We start from the raw sequence: 17,461 nt of genomic DNA, 5'->3' as shown, positions 1-17,461 counted from the left end.
GTCAGGGTGAAAGATGCGGGCGGCCTCAGGCCTTGGACATCACCGCCAGCTCCTGGTGCAGCAGCAACTCCAGCTCGGCGGATTCGAACTGGTCTTGCAGCAGCGGGATGGCGAAGCGGTAGTCGGCCTCGTGCTTGCGCAGCACGTAGGCCAGCTGCAGGCGGGCCAGCGACTGGCGCAGGGCCTGGGCGTCGGCCAGGACACCGTGGCTTTGCAGCAGCTGCGCCAGGGTAACCAGGCTGCTGTGCCCGGCCTGGGCGGTGAGGTAGACCACCACGCGGTCCAGGCGGCAGGCGGCCTCGTCGTGGCTCAGGCGCCCCCAGCCGGCCAGCGCGTCCTGCACCGGCTGCGAGGCCAGGGCCTGCGCGAGGTGGTGCGCCTCGATGGCGCGCTCGCTGGGTTGCAGCGCCTCCAGGCATTCCTGGCACAGGATGGCGACCAGGTTGGCACGCTGGCCGCTGGCGTCCACCAGCTTTTCCACCAGCGTGTCGCTCGCAAAACCCAGGCGCAGGCGGCGCAGCGGCTCGGTGGCCAGGTCGCGGCAGGCGGCGCGCTCCAGCCCGCCGATGGCCAGCACCTCGCCAAAGTTGCGCAGCGGGCTTTGGTAGTCGAGCACGGCGGTGGCGTACAGGTCCCAGAAGCCCGCCAGCATGAACCAGCAGCGCCCTTCTTCGCTCAGCGCCCGCAGAGTGGACAGCTGCGGGTAGCCGTTGTGCGACTCGTCGCGAAAGAACAGGTCAGCCTCGTCGATCAGCAGGTAAAGACGCTTGCCCTGGTACTGCGCCTGCAGGTGGTCCACGATGGCCTCGAGCGGGGTGTCGGCCGGCAGGCCGAACTGCAGCGCCATGCGCGGCGCCAAGCGGTGGTCGCGCAGCGACACGTAGTGGCACACGGTGTGCGGGTGGCCCTGCAGCCGGCGCTGTACGGCCTTGAGCAGGCTGCTCTTGCCCAGCTGGCGCCCGCCCACCACCAGGTAGTTGGCGGGCTCGCGGTTGATCACGCGGGCCAGCAGCTGGGCCCGGCCGAAGAACGAGCCTTCGCGCGTGATGCCGCCCCGGGTCTGGTACGGCGAGATGCGCGTGATGCGCAGCTGGGCCGCCAGCAGGCGCAGCAGCACCTGCAGGGCCTCGCCGCCCACCAGCCATTCGGTCTGGCTGGCGCTGTCCACCATCACATGCAGGTTGGCGTGGTCGGCCGCGTGCGCCTGCAGCAGGGGCATGGGGGAATCTGCGCTGTGCGCGCTGAGCACCAGCAGCACGTCGCTGCCGGTCTGCGCGGCGCGCAACTGACGCAGTAGGGTGGCCTCGTCCACACCCGGCGTCGGCACGAACACCAGGCAGCGGTCCAGCGACACCGGCAGGTCGGGCGGAAACTGCCACTCGAACACCGGCCCCGGCAGCGCCCAGTCGCTGCTGGGCTGGCTGCGGGCGGACACGCGCTCGGCCAGCGCACGGACCAGGCCCTCCGCGCGTGCGTTCGCCGCGTCGGGCGAGCCCGGCTGCGCGCACTGCACCGCACGGCGCCAGTCCACCATGCGGATGTCGGCCGCGAGCAGCGTGGACTCGCGCCGGCCCGTCCAGCCCAGCAGGCGGTCGAGCCGGGGCAGCCGCGCCAGCGGCGTGCGGCGCAATCGCGCGGGCTGCAGCTGCGCGGGCCCGAGCAACGGGTGCCGCGCCACCCAGACCACGGCGCCGGCCAGGAAGATGCCGGCGCACCAGTAGATGAGCTGGCGCAGCGCCGCGAACGGGTCGCGCTCGGACGCCGGCATTGGCGTGAAGTCGTCCCCCTGCCCTTCCAGGCAGTTGATGGGCAGGTAGCCGCTCGGGATGGACGGGCGCCCGGGGCGGCAGCTCCAGGTGGTGGTGCCGGGCTTGAGTTGCACGACCACCTGAGTGCCTGCGAGCTTGCCCAGCTCGGGGTTGGCCGCGATGTCGGCCTGCAGCACGTAGGGCCGGGGCGACGTGACGCGCAGCTGCGGGTTGCCGATGGGGGGCGCGTATTTCTGGATGTCCTGCGGCCACGCGTCCAGCTCGTTGTGGGCCTGCATCAGGGCCACGCGCCACTGCACCAGTTCGCCCCAGACGATGCCCGCGTTCTCGGCGCCCAGCACCGAGCCGCGCGTGACCGGGTTGAGCTTGGGCGTGAGCAGCGCGCTGCCCACGAAGAGGGTGATGGCCGCGACGACCACCGCGCGCACCAGCGCCTTGGACAGCAGCGGTCTCATGCGGCGCCGGACGCGGATTCCACGACCATCAGGCCCGCCTCGCGGATGGCCGGGCTGCGCCAGTGCAGCCGCGCGGCATCGCCCGTGCCCCGCACATGGATGAGGTTGCCCCAGAACAGGCGGCGCAGTTCGTCGTCCTGCAGGTACGGGCGCGCGCGGCCCAGTTCGTCGGCCTGCAGCAGCTGGGCCAGGCGCTGGCGCGTGGCAGGGGCCTGTGCCAGCGGCAGCAAGGTCTGCCACAGGCGCGGGCTGCCGGCCAGGTGGCTGCGCAATGCGGCAGAGCGGGCCTGCGCCTCATCCACGCCGTGGTCCACCAGCCATTGCAGGCCTTCTTCGAACAGCGCGGGGTGTCCGCCGCTCACGCCCTGCAAGGCCGCCAGCACGGACTGCGGCCAGGCCTGGTCGGGCCAGCGGTGGCGGGCCAGCAGCGTGAGGTCTTCGAGCGACGGGTCGGGCCAATGGTGGACCTGCGCGATGTTGAGCAGCGACAGGTCGCCGCTGCGGTACTTGAGGTCGGCCAGTGCCTCGCCGCCGCACAGCAGCAGGTGCAGGCGGCCGCTGTGCATCTCGCTCAGGCTGCGCAGGATGCCCGCCAGGGTCTCGCGCAGTGCGGGCGTGCCCTGCTCGAACCGGCTGACCAGGCAGAACAGGCGCTCGCCAGCGACCAGCCGGCGCTCCAGGGCGGACTCGAATTCATAGTCGGTGGCTACATCGCCCAAACCGCACTGGCGGCCGATGGCGGCAAAGTATTCGGCCGGCACGGTGCTCACGCTGTAGGGCGGCTGGATGTGCAGCACCGCACCGTCTCCGTACTGCGCCTTGGCGCGCTGCAGCAGCTCTTGCCGGAACGGCGGCTGGCCCCAGTGTGCGGGCGACAGCAGCAGTGCGATGGCATAGGGCACGGCCTGCGCCAGTTGCGCGAACAGCCGGTCTTGAAAGGCAGCAAACGGCTGCGCGGCGCCGGCCGGCCCGGCCTGCAGCGGAAACTCGGGCTGCAAGCCCGCCGCGCTGAGCAGGCGGTTGGCCTCGGCCTCGGTCAGGCGCAGGTAGCGGGTGCAGGCCACCACCTTGTCGCGCGAGCGCGGGTTGGGTGCGGACAGACCGTTGCGCCAATTGTTGACCGCCTCGCGGCTCAGGCCGATCTCGGTGGCGACGCCGGAGGCGCTGGCGCGGATGCGCCGCATGTAGAGCGACAAAAGCTCAGCGAAGGAATCTTGGGCCATGGACGGAAAAGGCGTGGGCGCACATGGGCGCGGGGCAAAGGGTCATGGATAAGTAGATGAAGGGGCCGGCCGGCCACTGCCGATTGTGATGGGCGCCGCAGCCGGCCGGCCCTGCAATGCGCCCCAGGTACAACCCGGGGCGGCATGCATCACAGCAGCCGCTGCACCATGGGCCAGGCCTTGTGGCAGCCCAGGCCGCAGGCCACCAGCACCGGGCTATACAGCGCCAGCGCGCCCACCACGGTCATCAGCCAGCCTGGCTCGTCGTCATCTTCGTCACCGCCAGCGGCGTCGGGCGGCTGCTTCTTGGCTTGCGGATTTTCTTCCGCGCCCTCCCCCTTCGTCTTCGCCTTGTCGGCCTTTTTCTTCTCTGCATCCGCGGGGCTGTCTCCGGTGATCTCTTGCACCAGCATCACCAGCACGACGGCCAGCGACGCGCCCAGGACAGCCAGGTAGCCGTACTGCCATCCGGCGCGCGGCAGGGGATAGAAGTACCCGGCCAGCACCACGGCGGGCAGCAGGAAGAACGCGTGCATCAGCCCGCGGTACCAGTGGATGCCGTCTTCGTTCTTCTCCAGCGCGCCCATGACCAGCCGGTAGGTGATGGCACCCAGCACGAAGATCAGCCCGCCCCACCATTCGATGTTTGTCAGCATGTTGGAATCGCTCCCTCGTCGTCAGTCATTGTGTTCAGTGGCCGGCCTGGGGGGCCTTTGGGGTGTTGGCGGCATCGTCGGCGTCGTCGCCAGCGGGCGCTTCGGCCAATTGCGCTTCACCGTCGTCATTGCCACCTCCATCCCCATCTCCATCACCACCCTCCGCATCGCTGTCATCGTCATCCCCATGGATGTCCTTGTATTCGCTCAGCATGTAGTACAGCGGCAGCACGATGGCCAGCACCAGCCCCAAGCCCAGCCAGAGCCACAAGCCCTTGAACAGCAGCACGGTGACTACCGTGAAGGCGATGGCCTGCAGCAGGCCCTTGAACCCCGCGCGCAACAACAGCACGGCGATGAAACCCTGCACGGGCGACTTGCCGCTCTTGCCCATGGCGCGGGCCATGTCGATGAAGGCCTGCGCGGCCTCTTGCGCTTCTTGCTTGCGTTCGGCCTCCTGCTGGCGCAGCTTGCTGACGCTGACGGGTTTGGCCGGGTCCTTGGAGTGGCAGTATTCGTCTTCGCTGCTGTCTTCAGCGTTGCCATCGCTCGCACTGTCGCGTTCCACCGCGGGCTCCACCACCGCGCGCCATTGCGGGTAGGCCGCGAAGAACGCCTTGCGCGACACCCACTGGCCTTGGTCGAAGTGCATGCGCTCGGTCTCGCCCACCTGGTCGTAGAACACCTCCAGCACTGCCGACTGCAGGCCGTGGGCGAAGAGGGCTTCCAGGGCGCGCAGGGGCAGGTCGTCGTGGGTGCCGGTGTCAAAGCGCAGCAGCAGGTGGGTGCGCTCGGCCGACACCTGCTGGTTGAACCATTGCGCGTCCCACAGCGCGCCCAGGTCCACGCCGCCCAGCTTGTCGGCCCAGCGCTCGGCCTGCTCGGTGTTGTGGGCCACCAGGTACTGGTAGACCAGCTGAAAGGTCTTGAGCTTGATCGGGTCTTCGAAGAACAGGTGCAGGGTATGGGCGTTTTGCGACATGGTTCGGCGGATGCAGGCAGTCGATGAAAGGTTCGCGTTGGAGTGCACGAATTGTTACAGGCTCTGGAGCCCCCGTCCCTCTCGGTCTTGTCCATGCCGACCACCGGGCACTTGACGCGGTGTCAACCGCCCTGCCCAGCGAGCCGCCGGCCCAGGCCGATGCCATGCGCCCACGGAGTCCCGCGCGTTACCCAAGCGCGCCGCCGTGGGCCCGCGCCAGCCGCTGCGTCATGCATACTCGACGGCTGCCCGCCGCCGCCAGCCTGACCGGCCATGCGACCGCAGGCTGCGACCAGCGCGGGCTGCGACGATCAGGCGCCAGACGTCGGGCTCCGGGCCTGCACCAACCACAAAACACTGAGGGAGATTCACCATGCGTTCCCACGCCCGCTCCGGCGCACTTTGGCTGTGCACCACGCTCACGCTCGGCCCGGTGGCCGTGCAGGCCCAGACCGACGCTGCCACCATGCCCCAGGCCCGCGCAGCCGCTGCCCGCGCCGCGGCAGCCCCGGCCCCCGCTTTCAGCGGCCCGCGCGAAAAGCTGGTGGTGGCCATGCCCAAGACGTATGCCAAGAGCGAGACGATGCTGCTGTGGGGCGACTACTTCAACCACCTGGCGCGCTGCGGCAACATCGACCTGCAGAACCTGCAGGGCGAGTCGCTGGAGCGCAGCACCAACATCGACGTGCTGCCCGAGAAGGACCTCATCGACAACCTGATCGCCGGCAAGGCCCAGCTGGCCCAGGTCAACCCGGGCCTGGTGCCGCAGCTCATCGCAGCCGGCCAGCCCGCGCCGTTCGGCGTGCCGGGCAACAAGGCCAGCGGGCAGCGCAATTCGTACAAGCTGATCCTGATCGCGCGGGTGGACAGCCCGTTCACCAAGCCGCAGGACCTGGTGGGCAAGAAGATCGCGCACACCACGCCCACGTCCAACTCCGGCAACCTGGCGCCGCGCGCGCTGTTCCCGGCCATCGGCCTGGTGCCGGACCAGAACTACGAGGTGGTGTTCTCCAACGGCCACGAGCGCTCGGTGACCGGGGTGATGCACGGCTTCTACCCCGCCGCTGCGGTGGCCAGCGACCTGTACCAGCGCATGGTGGTCAAGGGCGATGTGAAGGGGTCGAGCATTCGCACGCTGTGGGAGAGCCCGCCCTTCATGACCGAGACCTGGACCCTGGGCAAGGACGTGTCGCCCGATCTGCAGGCGCGGGTCAAGAAGTGCTCGTACGGCTACAGCTTCTCGCCCAAGCTGCGCCAGCTGCTGCCGGGCAACGACACCTTTTTGCCCATCAACTTCGAGCGCGACTTCGCCACCGTGATGGAGGTCTACAACAAGACCGCGAAGGCGGCGCAGGCCGGCAAGCCCGCCGCTGCGACTGCACCCAAGCCCTGAGTCAGCCAGCCCGGTGCGCCGCGCAGCGCAACCGGTGCAACCGGCGCTTCACGGCGCCTGCAGTGGCACGCGCTGCTCGATGAGCGCGCGGGCCTCAGGCGTGAGGATGGACTTTGGGACCATGAGGCACACGGCGTTGTCCACGAACAGGAACACCAAGGTCTCGCTCTCCTGCCGGTGTTTGAAGCCGGCCCATTGCCACAGGGTATGGGCCGCGTGGGACCGCTGCTCGATGCAGTCCTCCCGCACATCCAGCGTCTGGGGCGCGAGGCAGTAGCCATCGTCTTCGAACATGGCCTGCTGCAGGGAGCTGCTGCCGCTGCGCACCAGCGCCCAGAATGCCAACGCGCCGACCACGATGCCCACGGCCCCCATGGCCAGATGGGTGCCCATGTCGGGCAAGGACTCCAGCCAGCGAAACAGGAACACCAGCGGCACCACGGAGACGCCCCACAGCACCAGCGGCAGCCACCACCGTCCGGGATCGTCGTTGGATGGACCCGCTTTGCCGCCAGCGCGAGCGCCATCACCGCGCCGCAGTTGGGCCTTGGCCTGGGCGACGATGCGTTTTTGCAGATCGGCGTAGTCGCCACGGGTAAGGGAAAAGGAGGGCATGGGTGGGGATGAAGGCGTGAGGAGCCGCCACTATAGGGGGCGCCCACGGCGCACCGGTGCAGGCGGCCGCCATCGGCACACAACCTGGCACCACATCACGCCATCTTGCAGCGCCCCACACCCGGCGCCTACAGGCGTGCACCCGCGCACACCGACACGAGGTCACAGCGGCGGGCAGCGCCCGCGCTGGGTGGTCATGCCCCCAGGCGGTCCCGCATCAACCGCGCCACATCGCGCACCCAGGGCTGGGCGGCCCAAAGCTGCGCGGCAAAGGCGTCGATCCGGTCCCGGTAGGTGAGCGACGCGCCGATCACATCCAGCCCGTCGAGGAACATGCGCCGGTGCCGCTCGGAGATGGTGAACGGCGCGCTGTGGCCCGCCGTGCGCACCTGGCGCTGCGCCACGTCGATCTCGATGGCCAGCGGCCCTGCCGCGGCGCGTGCCTCGTGCATGAAGACCTGTGCGTCGGCCTCGGTCACCATGGCCAGCAGCAGGCGGTTGTTCATGGCGTTGGAGTAGAAGATCTCGCCAAAGCTCGACGCGACCACGGCCCGGAAGCCGTACTGCTGCATGCCCCACACGGCGTGCTCGCGGCTGGAGCCGCAGCCGTAGTTGCTGCCGGCGAGCAGCACGTCGGTGCCGGCAAACGCTGGCTGGTTGAGCACGAAGTCCTCGCGTGGCTGCCCGGCACCATCAAAGCGCAGGTCGTACAGCAGGCCCGGCGCCAGGCCCGATTTGTCGATGCCGCGCAGGAACTGCTTGGGCATGATCTGGTCGGTGTCGAGGTTGGCGATGTCGAGCACGGCGGCGTGGCCGCGCACGGTGGCGTTGTTGTCGGCGGTCATGCGGTCACCTCCAGGGTTCTGACGTCGGTGATGCAGCCGGTGACGGCCGCGGCGGCGGCCATGGCCGGGCTCATCAGGTGCGTGATCGCCCCCCTGCCCTGGCGGCCTTCGAAATTGCGGTTGGTGGTGGATGCGCAGCGCTGGCCCGGGGCCAGCACGTCGTCGTTCATGGCCAGGCACATGGAGCAGCCGGGCTGGCGCCATTCGAAGCCGGCCGCCACCAGGCGCGCGGCGATGCCTTCGGCCTCGGCCTGGGCCTTCACCGCGCCCGAGCCGGGCACGACCATCGCGCGCACGCCCGGGGCCACGCGGCGGCTGCCGACGATGCGGTCCACCTCGCGCAGGTCTTCGATGCGTGCGTTGGTGCACGAGCCGATGAACACGTGCTGCACCGGTACGCCCGCCAGCGGCTGGCCGGCGGACAGGGCCGTGTAGCGCAGAGCCTGCTCGGCGCTGCCGCGCTGCACGTCGTCGGTGATGTCCTCGGGCCGGGGCACGGTGGCGTTGACGGCCATGGCCTGGTCGGGGCTGGTGCCCCAGGTGACGAAGGGGGCCACCTCGGCCGCGTCGAACACATGCTCCACGTCGAACACGGCATCTTCGTCGCTGTGCAGCGTGGCCCAGTGGGCCAGGGCCTGCGCGCGCACGCCGCCGGTGATGTCGGGGGCCTTGGCCAGCACGTAGTCGATGGCGGTGGCGTCAGGGGCGATCAGCGCGCCGCGTGCACCCGCTTCCACGGCCATGTTGCACAGCGTGAAGCGCGCCTCCACCGACAAGGCGCTGATGGCGCTGCCGCTGAATTCGACGACAAAGCCGCGCGCGCCCTGCGCGCCGATGCGGCTGATGATGAGAAGGATCAGGTCCTTGGCGGTGGTGCCCGCAGGCAGCACGCCGTCCACGCGGATGCGCATGTCCCTGGCGAGGCGGTAGACGAGGGTCTGGGTGGCCAGCACATGCTCCACCTCGGACGTGCCGATGCCGAAACCCAGCGCCCCCAGCGCGCCGTAGGTGGTGGTGTGGCTGTCGCCGCAGATGATGACCATGCCCGGGCGCACCATGCCGTGCTCGGGCGCAATCACGTGCTCGATGCCTTGCAGCGGGTCGTTGGTGTCGAACAGCGGGATGTGGTGGCGGTCGCAGTTGGCCTTGAGGTTGCTGGCCTGCAGGGCCGAGGGCGGGTCCTGGATGGTGCGCCAGCGCACGGGGTGGGTGGGGATGATGTGGCTCACCACCGCCACGTTCTGCCCCGGCACGGGCACGCCGCGCCCGGCCTCGTGCAAGCCGGCGAAGGCCTGGGGGCTGGTGTATTCATTCATCAGGTGCAGGTCGCAAAAGAGCAGCACGTTCTGTTCATCGAGAACGGCCACGGTGTGCGATGCGACCAGCTTCTGGTAGAGCGTGGTGAGGGTGGTCATGGTCATCGTGGTGGGTGTGGCTGTGGAGGTGCGGATGCCGGTGCGGGCTATCGGCCGGCCAGCAGGAAAGGCAGCGCCGCGTCGAGCAGCGCACCGGGGGCCTCTTCGGCGATGTAGTGGCCGCAGGGGAGCGCATGGCCGCGCACGTCGGCCGCCACGCGCTGCCACTCCTTGAGCGGCTCGAAGCACTGGTGCACCACGCCCTGCTCGCCCCACAGGGCCAAGAGCGGCACGGCCAACTGGCGGCCTGCATCGCGGTCGGCGCGGTCGTGCACCAGGTCGATGCCGGCAGCGGCGCGGTAGTCCTCGCACACGCCGTGGGCCGCGCCGGGCAGACCCAGGCAACGCACGTATTCGGCCAGCGCCCGGGGGTCGAATGGTGCCAGGCCCGCGCTGCGCCGGCCCATCACGTCGCGCACATAGGCGGCGGGGTCGGCTTCGATCAGCCGCTCGGGCAGCGGCGCGGGCTGGATCAAGAAGAACCAGTGCCAGTAGGCACGGGCGAAGGCGTTGCTGGTCTGCTCGTACATGGCCAGCGTGGGTGCGATGTCCAGCATCACCAAACGCTGCACGGCCGACGGGTGGTCCGCCGCCAGGCGGTGCGCCACGCGCGCGCCCCGGTCGTGGGCCAGCACGGCGAAGCGCGGGTGGCCCAGGTGCTGCATCACGGCCAGCATGTCGGCGGCCATGGTGCGCTTGCTGTAGAGCGCATGCTCCGCATCGCCGGCGGGTTTGGCCGAATCGCCGTAGCCCCGCAAATCCGCGAGCACCAGCGTGAAGTGCTGGGCCAGCACGGGCGCCACTTTGTGCCAGATGGCCGAGGTCTGCGGGTGGCCGTGCAGCAGCAGCAGGCCCGGGCCCGTGCCGCCGACCAGCGCGTGGATGTGCTGGCCGTCGGGCGTGGGCACGCGGTGGGCGTTGAAGCCAGGGAAAAGCGGAGTCGTCGTGGTCATGGTGTCATTGGAATTCCGGCGGGGCCTATTCGGCAGTGATGCCCCGCTCTTTGATCAACTTGGCCCACTGCGGCATCTCCTTCTCGAGTCGCGCACGGGCCTGTTCGGGGGTCGAAGGGATGGGATCGAACCCGTCCTTGGCCATGCGCTCCTTGAGCGCTGGCGTGCTCAATGCCTGGTTCAGCGTGGTGTTGAGCCTGTCGATGATGGGCCGGGGCGTGCCGGCCGGAGCGAACACGATGAACCAGGTTTCAAAAGCGTAGCCCGGCAGGCCGGCCTCGGCAATGGTGGGCACGTCGGGCATGAGCGCGGAGCGTTGGGTGCCGGTCACGCCCAGCGCCCGCAGCTTGCCCGCCTGCACATGCGGCTGCGCGGCCGACAGCACGGGGAAGCTCATCGCCACTTGGCCCGACATGGTGTCGATCATGGCCGGGCCGCCGCCGCGGTACGGGATGTGCACGATGGGCGTGCCTGCCACCGCCTTGAACAGCTCGGCCGACATGTGAAAGGTGCTGCCCGCACCCGCGGAGCCGTAGGAGTACCTGCCCGGCTGCGCCTTGAGCAGCGCCACCAGTTCCTTGACGGTCTTGGCCGGCAAGGCGTTGTTGACCACCAGCACGTGCTGCGAGCTGGCCACCATGCCGATGGGCGCCAGGTCCTTCAGGGTGTCGTACGGCATCTTGGCCGTCAGGCTGGGGTTGATGGCCAGGGACACGGTCTGCAGGCCGATGGTGTAGCCATCCGCCGCGGCCTTGGCGACCATGTCCACGCCGATGTTGCCACCTGCGCCGCCCTTGTTCTCGATGAACAGCGAGCCGCCCAGCGCCTTGCCCCATTCGTCCGTCACGAGGCGCGCCGCGATGTCGGCGCTGCCGCCCGGGGCGTAAGGGACCACGAGCTTGATGGCCTTGTTGGGATAGCCGGCCGGTTGGGCCGACGTAGCTGCGGGTGCAAGCAGGGCCAGTGCCGTGGCGGCGGCGGCGAGCCGGCGGAATACACCTGGGGTAGTGGAAGGGTTCATGGGTTTGTCTCCTGCAGATATTTGTTGTGGATCGAATCTTAGGAGTGGTGCGCAAAGCAATAAATACCGTCAAAATTACTTCATTCATCAGTTCAAAGCATGAATCAACACCATGGATGGCTTTTCGGACCTGCGCTTTTTTGCACTGCTCATGAAGGAAGGCAGCCTGGCGGCGGCCGCACAGCAGATGGGCATTACCCCGCCCGCAGTCAGCCGGCGCCTGGCGCAGCTCGAGCACCGCCTGGGCGTGCGCCTGCTGCACCGCACGACCCGGCGCATCAACCTCACCCCGGAAGGCGAGACCTACCTGCTGGACGGCGTTCGCATCCTGGCCGACCTGGAAGCGCTGGAGCGCACGGTGGCCGGCGCGCGCAGCCTGCCCCGTGGGTTGATCAAACTGGCCGCCACGCTGGGCTTTGGTCGCACGCACATTGCGCCCGCCCTGTCGGCTTTTGCGCGGGCCTATCCGGAGGTCGAGGTGCAACTGCACCTGACCGACCGCCCGGTGAACCTGGTGGAGCAAGGCTTCGACGCCGCCGTGCGTTTTGGCGACCTGCCCGACTCGCGCCTGACCGCCCGCCGGCTGCTGGCCAACCAGCGCGTGCTGTGCGCATCGCCCGCCTACCTGGCCCAGGCGGGCGAGCCCGCCCAGCCGGCCGATCTGCTGGCCCACCAGTGCATCGTGATCCGCGAGAGTGACGAGACGTACGGCACCTGGCACCTGCACCAGGGCGCGCGGCAAGAGACGGTGAAGGTGCGCGGCATGCTCAGCACCAACGACGGCGCCGCCGCCACCACCTGGGCACTGGAAGGCCATGGCGTGCTGATGCGGTCCGAATGGGACGTGGCGGCCCACATGGCAGCCGGCCGGCTGGTGCGCGTGCTGCCTGCGTGGCTGCTGCCTGCCGCCGATGTGACGCTGGTGTACCCCACGCGCAGCGACCTGTCGGCCAAGACGCGCGCCCTGGCGGATTTCTTGCGAGACTGGTTTGCCGCGCCGCTGCGCAGTTGACGCCACCCATCCATCCGCGAATGCATAACCAGCCCTTGAGATTGCCGCGCAAATGCCGATAACACGGCATGCAGATCTCCAGTGCCACCTCTTCTTCGGGCGCAGCATCCAGCGCCAACGCCGCCAGCAACATCAACAAGCTGCAAAAGCAGCTGCGCGAGCTGACCGATGAACTGCGCGGCGTGGCGGGCCAGAACATGGAAGCGAAGGCCAAGGCAGAGAAGATCAAGCTGCTGCAGGCGCAGATCCAGATGGTGCAGCAGCAGATCGCCGCCATCCAGCGCCAGAGCCAGCAGGAGCAGATGGACCGGGTGCAGGCGCAGCAGCAGGCCAAGGCGGACAGGGACAAGCCCGCTGCAGCGTCTGCAATCAAAGGTGTGGCGAGTCGCACGCCGGGGCTGGGGGAGTCGGTCGATACCTATGCCTGATGGTTCCAGTGGCTTGGCAGCGTTCACACCCAAGCCAAGGCAACCAGCGCCGTGATTCTTGCGCCCGCCGATACGGCGTAGCTGCGTTCAGGCTTTGCGCCATTGCTATCAATAAAGTAGCTACTCACGCTTGACCATCAAGCGCTGGCAGCCCTTTTCAACTCCCAACACTGCCTACGAGACGATCTCCCCCACCAACGTGACCGCCGTCAACGGCATGTGGTGCATCAGCTCCCGCAGCACCAACAGCCGCGCGGCAAAGGACGCGCTGTCAGGCAGTCCTTCGTGTGCGGCGGGGCGGCCTTCGGACACGGAGGCCAGGCGGTTGAACAGGCGCTCCATCGCATCGAGCGACAGCACGCGCACGGGGCCCGGTGGAATGCCTGCCAGCGTTGCCAACTCGTGCAGCCCCGGGTCGGAAGACCAAGGCGGCGACGCCCCGGCCGCCAGGGCCTGGGCATACAAAGCGCCGTGACCCGGGTCGCTGCGCTGCAGTCGGTGCGCTGCGTGAATTTCATCTTCCACCGCGGCAATGGCGGTCTCCAGCTCCAGCGGCGTGGGCACAGCACTCCGAAAGAAATCGTGCGCTGTCTGGTGGTAGCCCAGCGCCAGGGTGACCACCAACGCCGGCTCCAGCGGGTTGGCTCCGCTGGCCACGATGGTGTGGTCAGCGCCCAGATGAAGGACTGTGGCGGCTTGTCCGGCAGCGGCAACAGCAGGCTCGCGGGCATGGACATGGCGGTACAGCGCCAGCAACTGGGCAGGGAGAGAACGGGTGGAATGGGGCACGGTGTGGGCGTTGGTGAAAGCCGTGGTGAGGTGTTCCACAAGCAGCAAGCAGGGGCGGTGCAGCCATTGTGTCGCCCCGGGCCCGCTGGCCACAAGTGCGCGCCCGCCACGGCCAGACGAATGTGCCGCACCGCACTGCATCGCGCAGTCCACCCACACCGCCCACCCACTCCGGCTGCCTGCACCTGCGTACCAGCGTTGCCGACACACCGTGCCAGCGCCCACCTACAAAGGCAGGCCCTGGGCAAATCTACATTCGTGGGCAGTCAGACAGCAGGACCGGCGCGCAACCAGCGGCGCTCCCACCCACAACACCTTGCAGGAGAACACCATGCGCATCCACACACTTCCCAGCCGCCGCTCGCCATGGCCCCTTGTGGTGGGCGCGGCAGCGCTGTTGGCCGTGCTGGTGCTCTCGGCGTGCTCCACGCCCCGCAGCCCGGAGGGCATTCAGCCCGTCAGCGGGTTTGATGTGAACCGCTACACCGGGCACTGGCACGAAGTGGCGCGCATCGACCATTCGTTCGAACGCGGGCTGACACAGACCAGCGCAACCTACACACGCAACGACGACGGCACGGTGAAGGTGGTCAACCGGGGCTACGACGCTGCGCGCAAGGAGTGGAAAGAGGCCGAGGGTACCGCCAGCTTTGTGGGCGACCCTGCGCAGGCAGCGCTGAAGGTGTCGTTCTTCGGCCCGTTCTACGGCGGCTACAACGTGGTGGCGCTGGACGAGAACTACCAGTGGGCCATGGTGGTGGGATCCAGCAAGGACTACCTGTGGATCTTGTCGCGCACACCGACCCTGCCCGGCCATGTGCGCGAGCACCTGCTGGAGCGCGCCCAGACCATGGGCATCGATGTGCGCAAAATCCTGTGGGCACCCGCCGCGGGCGAGCAGCACGCCAAGCGCGCCGTGATGACGTGACGGCTTTGGGTTGACGGTGGGCTGCGCGGGAGGCATCGCGACATCCACGTCCAGGCTGCATTGGGCAGCTTGAAGCAGTCCGACTCCGACCACCCCTGCCAACAGCCTCTGCCACAGAAGCGATGTACAGCACCGCACTTCCAACCTGCATCTGACGCTACATATCCAATAGCATCCGCCGCTTGATTGACAAGCGGCAGCAGGCACAGGGCGTCGTCAACACATCATCAAGGCGGTGTTCTACGCCGACGCGCCATCGGGCACCGTGGCGGCCGCCACCAGGCGCTGGGTGTAGGGGTGCTGCGGCGCGTCGAGCACCTGGTCCACCACGCCGTGCTCCAGCACGGCACCGTCCTTCATCACCAGGACGTTGTGCGCCATGGCGCGGATCACGTCCACATCGTGGGTGATGAGCAGGTAGCTCAAGCCCTTCTCCTTTTGCAGCCGTTGCAGCAGGCCCAGCACCTGCTGCTGGATGGTGACGTCGAGCGCGCTGGTGGGCTCGTCGAGCACCAGCACCTGCGGCTGCACGATGAGCGCGCGGGCAATGGCCAGGCGTTGGCGCTGACCGCCGGAGAACTCGTGCGGGTAGCGCTCGAGCAGGCGGGGGTACTGCGCTTCGGTCAGCCCCACCTCCGACAGCACGGCCTCCACGCGGGTGCGCCGCTCGGCGGTGTTCAGGGCCGGCTCGTGCACCTTGAGGCCCTCGCCCACAATCTCTTCGACGGTGAGGCGCGGCGACAGCGATGAGAACGGGTCCTGGAACACCACCTGTACGCGGCGGCGCAGTTGCTGGTTGGCCGGCGTGTTGCGCATGGCGGGCAACTGCCATGCCTGCCCGCCCACCTGCAGCTGCCCCGTGTGCGGCAGCAGGCCCAGAATGGCCTGCGCCAGCGTGGACTTGCCCGAACCGGACTCGCCCACCACGCCCAGCGTTTCACCGGGCAGCAGCGACAGCGTGGCGCCCTGCACTGCCACGAACTCGCCTTTTTTGAACCAGCCGCGGATGCCCGGCAACGGCGTGGGGTAGACGACGCGCAGATCCTGCGTGTGGATCACCGGCGGTGTACCCGGGGGCGAATCGGCAGGTGCCACATCACGGCGTGGCTGGCTGGCGATCAGGCGGCGGGTGTAGGCATGCTGCGGCGCGTTGAACACGTCGGCCACGGGCCCCTGCTCCACCAGCACGCCCTGCTCCATCACGGCCACGCGGTCGGCAAAACGGCGCACCAGGTTCAGGTCGTGCGTGATGAGCAGCACGGCCATGCCGTTGGCCCGCTGCAGGTCGGACAGCAGGTCCAGGATCTGGCCGCGCAGGGTCACGTCCAGCGCGGTGGTCGGCTCGTCGGCCAGCAGCAGTTGCGGCTCGCTGGCCAGCGCCATCGCGATCATGGCGCGCTGGCGCTGTCCGCCCGATAGCTGGTGCGGAAAGCTGTTGGCGCGCCGCGCGGGCTCGGGGATGCCGGTCTTGGCCAGCAGCTCGATGGCGGCCTGGGCGCACTGCGCTCCGGTGAGGCCCTTCTTGAGCTGCAATATCTCGGCGATCTGAACGCCGATGGTCATCAGCGGGTTGAGCGCGGTCATGGGTTCCTGGAACACCATGGCGATCTCTCCGCCGCGCACACCGCGCATCTCTCGTTCGGTCAGCCCCAGCAGGTCGCGCTGCCCGCGCAGATGGGCCTGCCCCGTGATGGCCGCATTGCCCGCCAGCCGCAGCAGGCTGAGCGCGGTGATGGTCTTGCCCGAGCCCGACTCGCCGACCAGCGCGAGCTTCTCGCCGGGAGCGATGGTGAAGCTGACGCCGCGCACGACCTCCTTGGCGCCGAAACGCACGTGCAGGTCGCGCACATCCAGCAGCGGCGCGGGAGTGGCCGGACCAGGGGACGGCGCGGACACACCGGCGCGGGGCGTGAGGGCACTCATTGGTCGGCCTTTCGGGGATCGAGGGCGTCGCGCAACGCGTCGCCCATGAAGGTCAGCAGCAGCAAGGTAGTGACCAGCACGGCGAAGGTGGACAGCGATATCCACCACGCATCGATGCTGTTCTTGCCCTGGCTCAGCAACTCGCCCAGCGACGGTGTGCCGGGCGGCACGCCCAGGCCCAGGAAGTCGAGCGAGGTCAGCGCCAGGATCGCCGCACTCATGCGAAACGGCAGGAAGGTCACCACCGGCGTCATGCTGTTGGGCAGGATGTGGCGCCAGATGATCTGGCCGTTGCCCACGCCCAGGGCGCGTGCGGCCTTCACGTAGTCGAGCTGGCGGTTGCGCAGGAACTCGGCGCGCACGTAGTCCGACAGGCCCATCCAGCCGAACAGCGACAGCAGGATGAGCAGCAGCGACACGCTGGGCGCGAACACGGCGCTGAAGATGATGAGCAAATACAGCTCGGGCATGGAGCCCCAGATCTCGATGAAGCGCTGGAACGCCAGGTCCACCTTGCCGCCGAAGAAGCCCTGGATCGCGCCGGTGAGCACCCCCAGCAGCACCCCCGTGACGGTGAGCGCCAGGCCGAACAGCACGCTCACCCGAAAGCCGTACAGCAACTGCGCCAGCAGGTCGCGGCCCCGGTCGTCGGTGCCCAGCCAGTTGTCGGTGGTGGGCGCCGAAGGGTTGGGGGACTTGGCGAAGTAGTTGAGGGTGTTGGGACCGTAGGTGTTGAGCGTGTAGACCGCCCAGTTGCTGCCCTGGCTCAGCCGCTCCTTGATGAACGGATCGAGGTAGTCGGTCGGCGTCTCGAAGTCTCCGCCGAAGGTGGTCTCGGGGTAGTCCTTGAGCATGGGGAAGTACGTCTGCCCCTCGTAGCGCACGACGATCGGCTTGTCGTTGCTGATCAGCTCGGCACACAGGCTGACGAGCACCAGCGTGCTGAAGATCAGCAGGCTCCAGTAGCCCAGCCGGTTGCGCTTGAAGCGCAGCCAGGCCCGGCGGGACGGGGACAGCGAAGGCGATGGCGAAGAAGAAGCGGTGCTCATGCCGT

16 protein-coding genes are annotated in these 17,461 nt (G+C 68.6%); 4 read left to right on the top strand and 12 right to left on the bottom strand.

What is annotated here, in order from left to right; genetic code table 11:
- Positions 1 to 25: 25 nt before the first annotated feature.
- The 4 genes from ACSQ3D_RS26355 to ACSQ3D_RS26340 form a co-directional block, all read right to left on the bottom strand.
- Positions 26 to 2,224, bottom strand: coding sequence for an ATP-binding protein (locus ACSQ3D_RS26355; protein WP_436128799.1), 2,199 nt, complete (start codon positions 2,222 to 2,224; stop codon positions 26 to 28).
- Entirely contained in the window at positions 2,221 to 3,447 is a 1,227-nt protein-coding gene (locus ACSQ3D_RS26350) for a hypothetical protein (protein WP_436128798.1), read from the bottom strand. The genes ACSQ3D_RS26355 and ACSQ3D_RS26350 overlap by 4 nt, the downstream gene beginning before the upstream one ends.
- Positions 3,448 to 3,596: 149 nt before the next feature.
- Complete coding sequence (locus tag ACSQ3D_RS26345; protein WP_436128797.1) at positions 3,597 to 4,103, bottom strand: hypothetical protein; 507 nt, start codon at positions 4,101 to 4,103, stop codon at positions 3,597 to 3,599.
- A gap of 34 nt (positions 4,104 to 4,137) precedes the next feature.
- Positions 4,138 to 5,085, bottom strand: a complete 948-nt coding sequence (locus ACSQ3D_RS26340; RefSeq protein ID WP_436128796.1) for a hypothetical protein — start codon at positions 5,083 to 5,085, stop codon at positions 4,138 to 4,140.
- 373 nt (positions 5,086 to 5,458) lie between these two features.
- On the opposite strand from ACSQ3D_RS26340, the gene ACSQ3D_RS26335 reads away from it, so the two are divergent.
- The gene (locus tag ACSQ3D_RS26335) at positions 5,459 to 6,478 is read left to right on the top strand and encodes a PhnD/SsuA/transferrin family substrate-binding protein (RefSeq protein WP_436128795.1); all 1,020 of its coding nucleotides are present in this window, start codon (positions 5,459 to 5,461) and stop codon (positions 6,476 to 6,478) included.
- A gap of 48 nt (positions 6,479 to 6,526) precedes the next feature.
- Here ACSQ3D_RS26335 and ACSQ3D_RS26330 read toward each other — a convergent pair whose 3' ends face one another.
- From ACSQ3D_RS26330 to ACSQ3D_RS26310, 5 genes are all read right to left on the bottom strand, one after another.
- Positions 6,527 to 7,093: a YcxB family protein gene (locus tag ACSQ3D_RS26330; protein ID WP_436128794.1), complete on the bottom strand. Its 567-nt coding sequence runs from the start codon at positions 7,091 to 7,093 to the stop codon at positions 6,527 to 6,529.
- Positions 7,094 to 7,287: 194 nt separating this feature from the next.
- Positions 7,288 to 7,938 carry a 3-isopropylmalate dehydratase small subunit gene (leuD, locus tag ACSQ3D_RS26325; protein WP_436128793.1) on the bottom strand — a complete coding sequence of 217 codons (651 nt, stop codon included), beginning with the start codon at positions 7,936 to 7,938 and terminating at the stop codon, positions 7,288 to 7,290.
- On the bottom strand, positions 7,935 to 9,353 hold the full coding sequence (leuC, locus tag ACSQ3D_RS26320) for a 3-isopropylmalate dehydratase large subunit (RefSeq protein WP_436128792.1): 1,419 nt from the start codon (positions 9,351 to 9,353) through the stop codon (positions 7,935 to 7,937). Before leuC ends, leuD begins: the two co-directional genes overlap by 4 nt.
- 47 nt (positions 9,354 to 9,400) lie before the next feature.
- Positions 9,401 to 10,306 (bottom strand): alpha/beta fold hydrolase, encoded by a 906-nt coding sequence (locus tag ACSQ3D_RS26315; protein WP_436128791.1) that lies wholly within the window; start codon positions 10,304 to 10,306, stop codon positions 9,401 to 9,403.
- Between the two features lie 25 nt (positions 10,307 to 10,331).
- Entirely contained in the window at positions 10,332 to 11,327 is a 996-nt protein-coding gene (locus tag ACSQ3D_RS26310; protein ID WP_436128790.1) for a tripartite tricarboxylate transporter substrate binding protein, read from the bottom strand.
- A 112-nt stretch (positions 11,328 to 11,439) separates the two neighbouring features.
- Here ACSQ3D_RS26310 and ACSQ3D_RS26305 point away from each other — a divergent pair, with 112 nt between their 5' ends.
- Together ACSQ3D_RS26305 and ACSQ3D_RS26300 are read left to right on the top strand one after the other, a co-directional pair.
- On the top strand, positions 11,440 to 12,339 hold the full coding sequence (locus tag ACSQ3D_RS26305) for a LysR family transcriptional regulator (RefSeq protein WP_436128789.1): 900 nt from the start codon (positions 11,440 to 11,442) through the stop codon (positions 12,337 to 12,339).
- A gap of 68 nt (positions 12,340 to 12,407) precedes the next feature.
- Complete coding sequence (locus ACSQ3D_RS26300; RefSeq protein ID WP_436128788.1) at positions 12,408 to 12,767, top strand: FlxA-like family protein; 360 nt, start codon at positions 12,408 to 12,410, stop codon at positions 12,765 to 12,767.
- A 174-nt stretch (positions 12,768 to 12,941) separates the two neighbouring features.
- On the opposite strand, the gene ACSQ3D_RS26295 is transcribed toward ACSQ3D_RS26300, so the two are convergent.
- The gene (locus ACSQ3D_RS26295) at positions 12,942 to 13,556 is read right to left on the bottom strand and encodes a hypothetical protein (protein WP_436128787.1); all 615 of its coding nucleotides are present in this window, start codon (positions 13,554 to 13,556) and stop codon (positions 12,942 to 12,944) included.
- Positions 13,557 to 13,887: 331 nt separating this feature from the next.
- Between ACSQ3D_RS26295 and ACSQ3D_RS26290 the strand changes: the two genes are divergently transcribed.
- Positions 13,888 to 14,484 (top strand): lipocalin family protein, encoded by a 597-nt coding sequence (locus ACSQ3D_RS26290; protein ID WP_436128786.1) that lies wholly within the window; start codon positions 13,888 to 13,890, stop codon positions 14,482 to 14,484.
- Between the two features lie 240 nt (positions 14,485 to 14,724).
- Here ACSQ3D_RS26290 and ACSQ3D_RS26285 read toward each other — a convergent pair whose 3' ends face one another.
- Positions 14,725 to 16,407: an ABC transporter ATP-binding protein gene (locus tag ACSQ3D_RS26285; protein ID WP_436128785.1), complete on the bottom strand. Its 1,683-nt coding sequence runs from the start codon at positions 16,405 to 16,407 to the stop codon at positions 14,725 to 14,727.
- On the bottom strand, positions 16,404 to 17,456 hold the full coding sequence (locus ACSQ3D_RS26280) for an ABC transporter permease (RefSeq protein WP_436128784.1): 1,053 nt from the start codon (positions 17,454 to 17,456) through the stop codon (positions 16,404 to 16,406). The genes ACSQ3D_RS26285 and ACSQ3D_RS26280 overlap by 4 nt, the downstream gene beginning before the upstream one ends.
- Positions 17,457 to 17,461: the final 5 nt, after the last annotated feature.

The organism is Acidovorax sp. LjRoot117, assembly GCF_964252695.1.
Classification (GTDB): domain Bacteria; phylum Pseudomonadota; class Gammaproteobacteria; order Burkholderiales; family Burkholderiaceae_C; genus Acidovorax.
The sequence above is the reverse complement of the archived record's forward strand: the minus strand, read 5'-3'. Positions and strand labels throughout refer to the sequence as shown.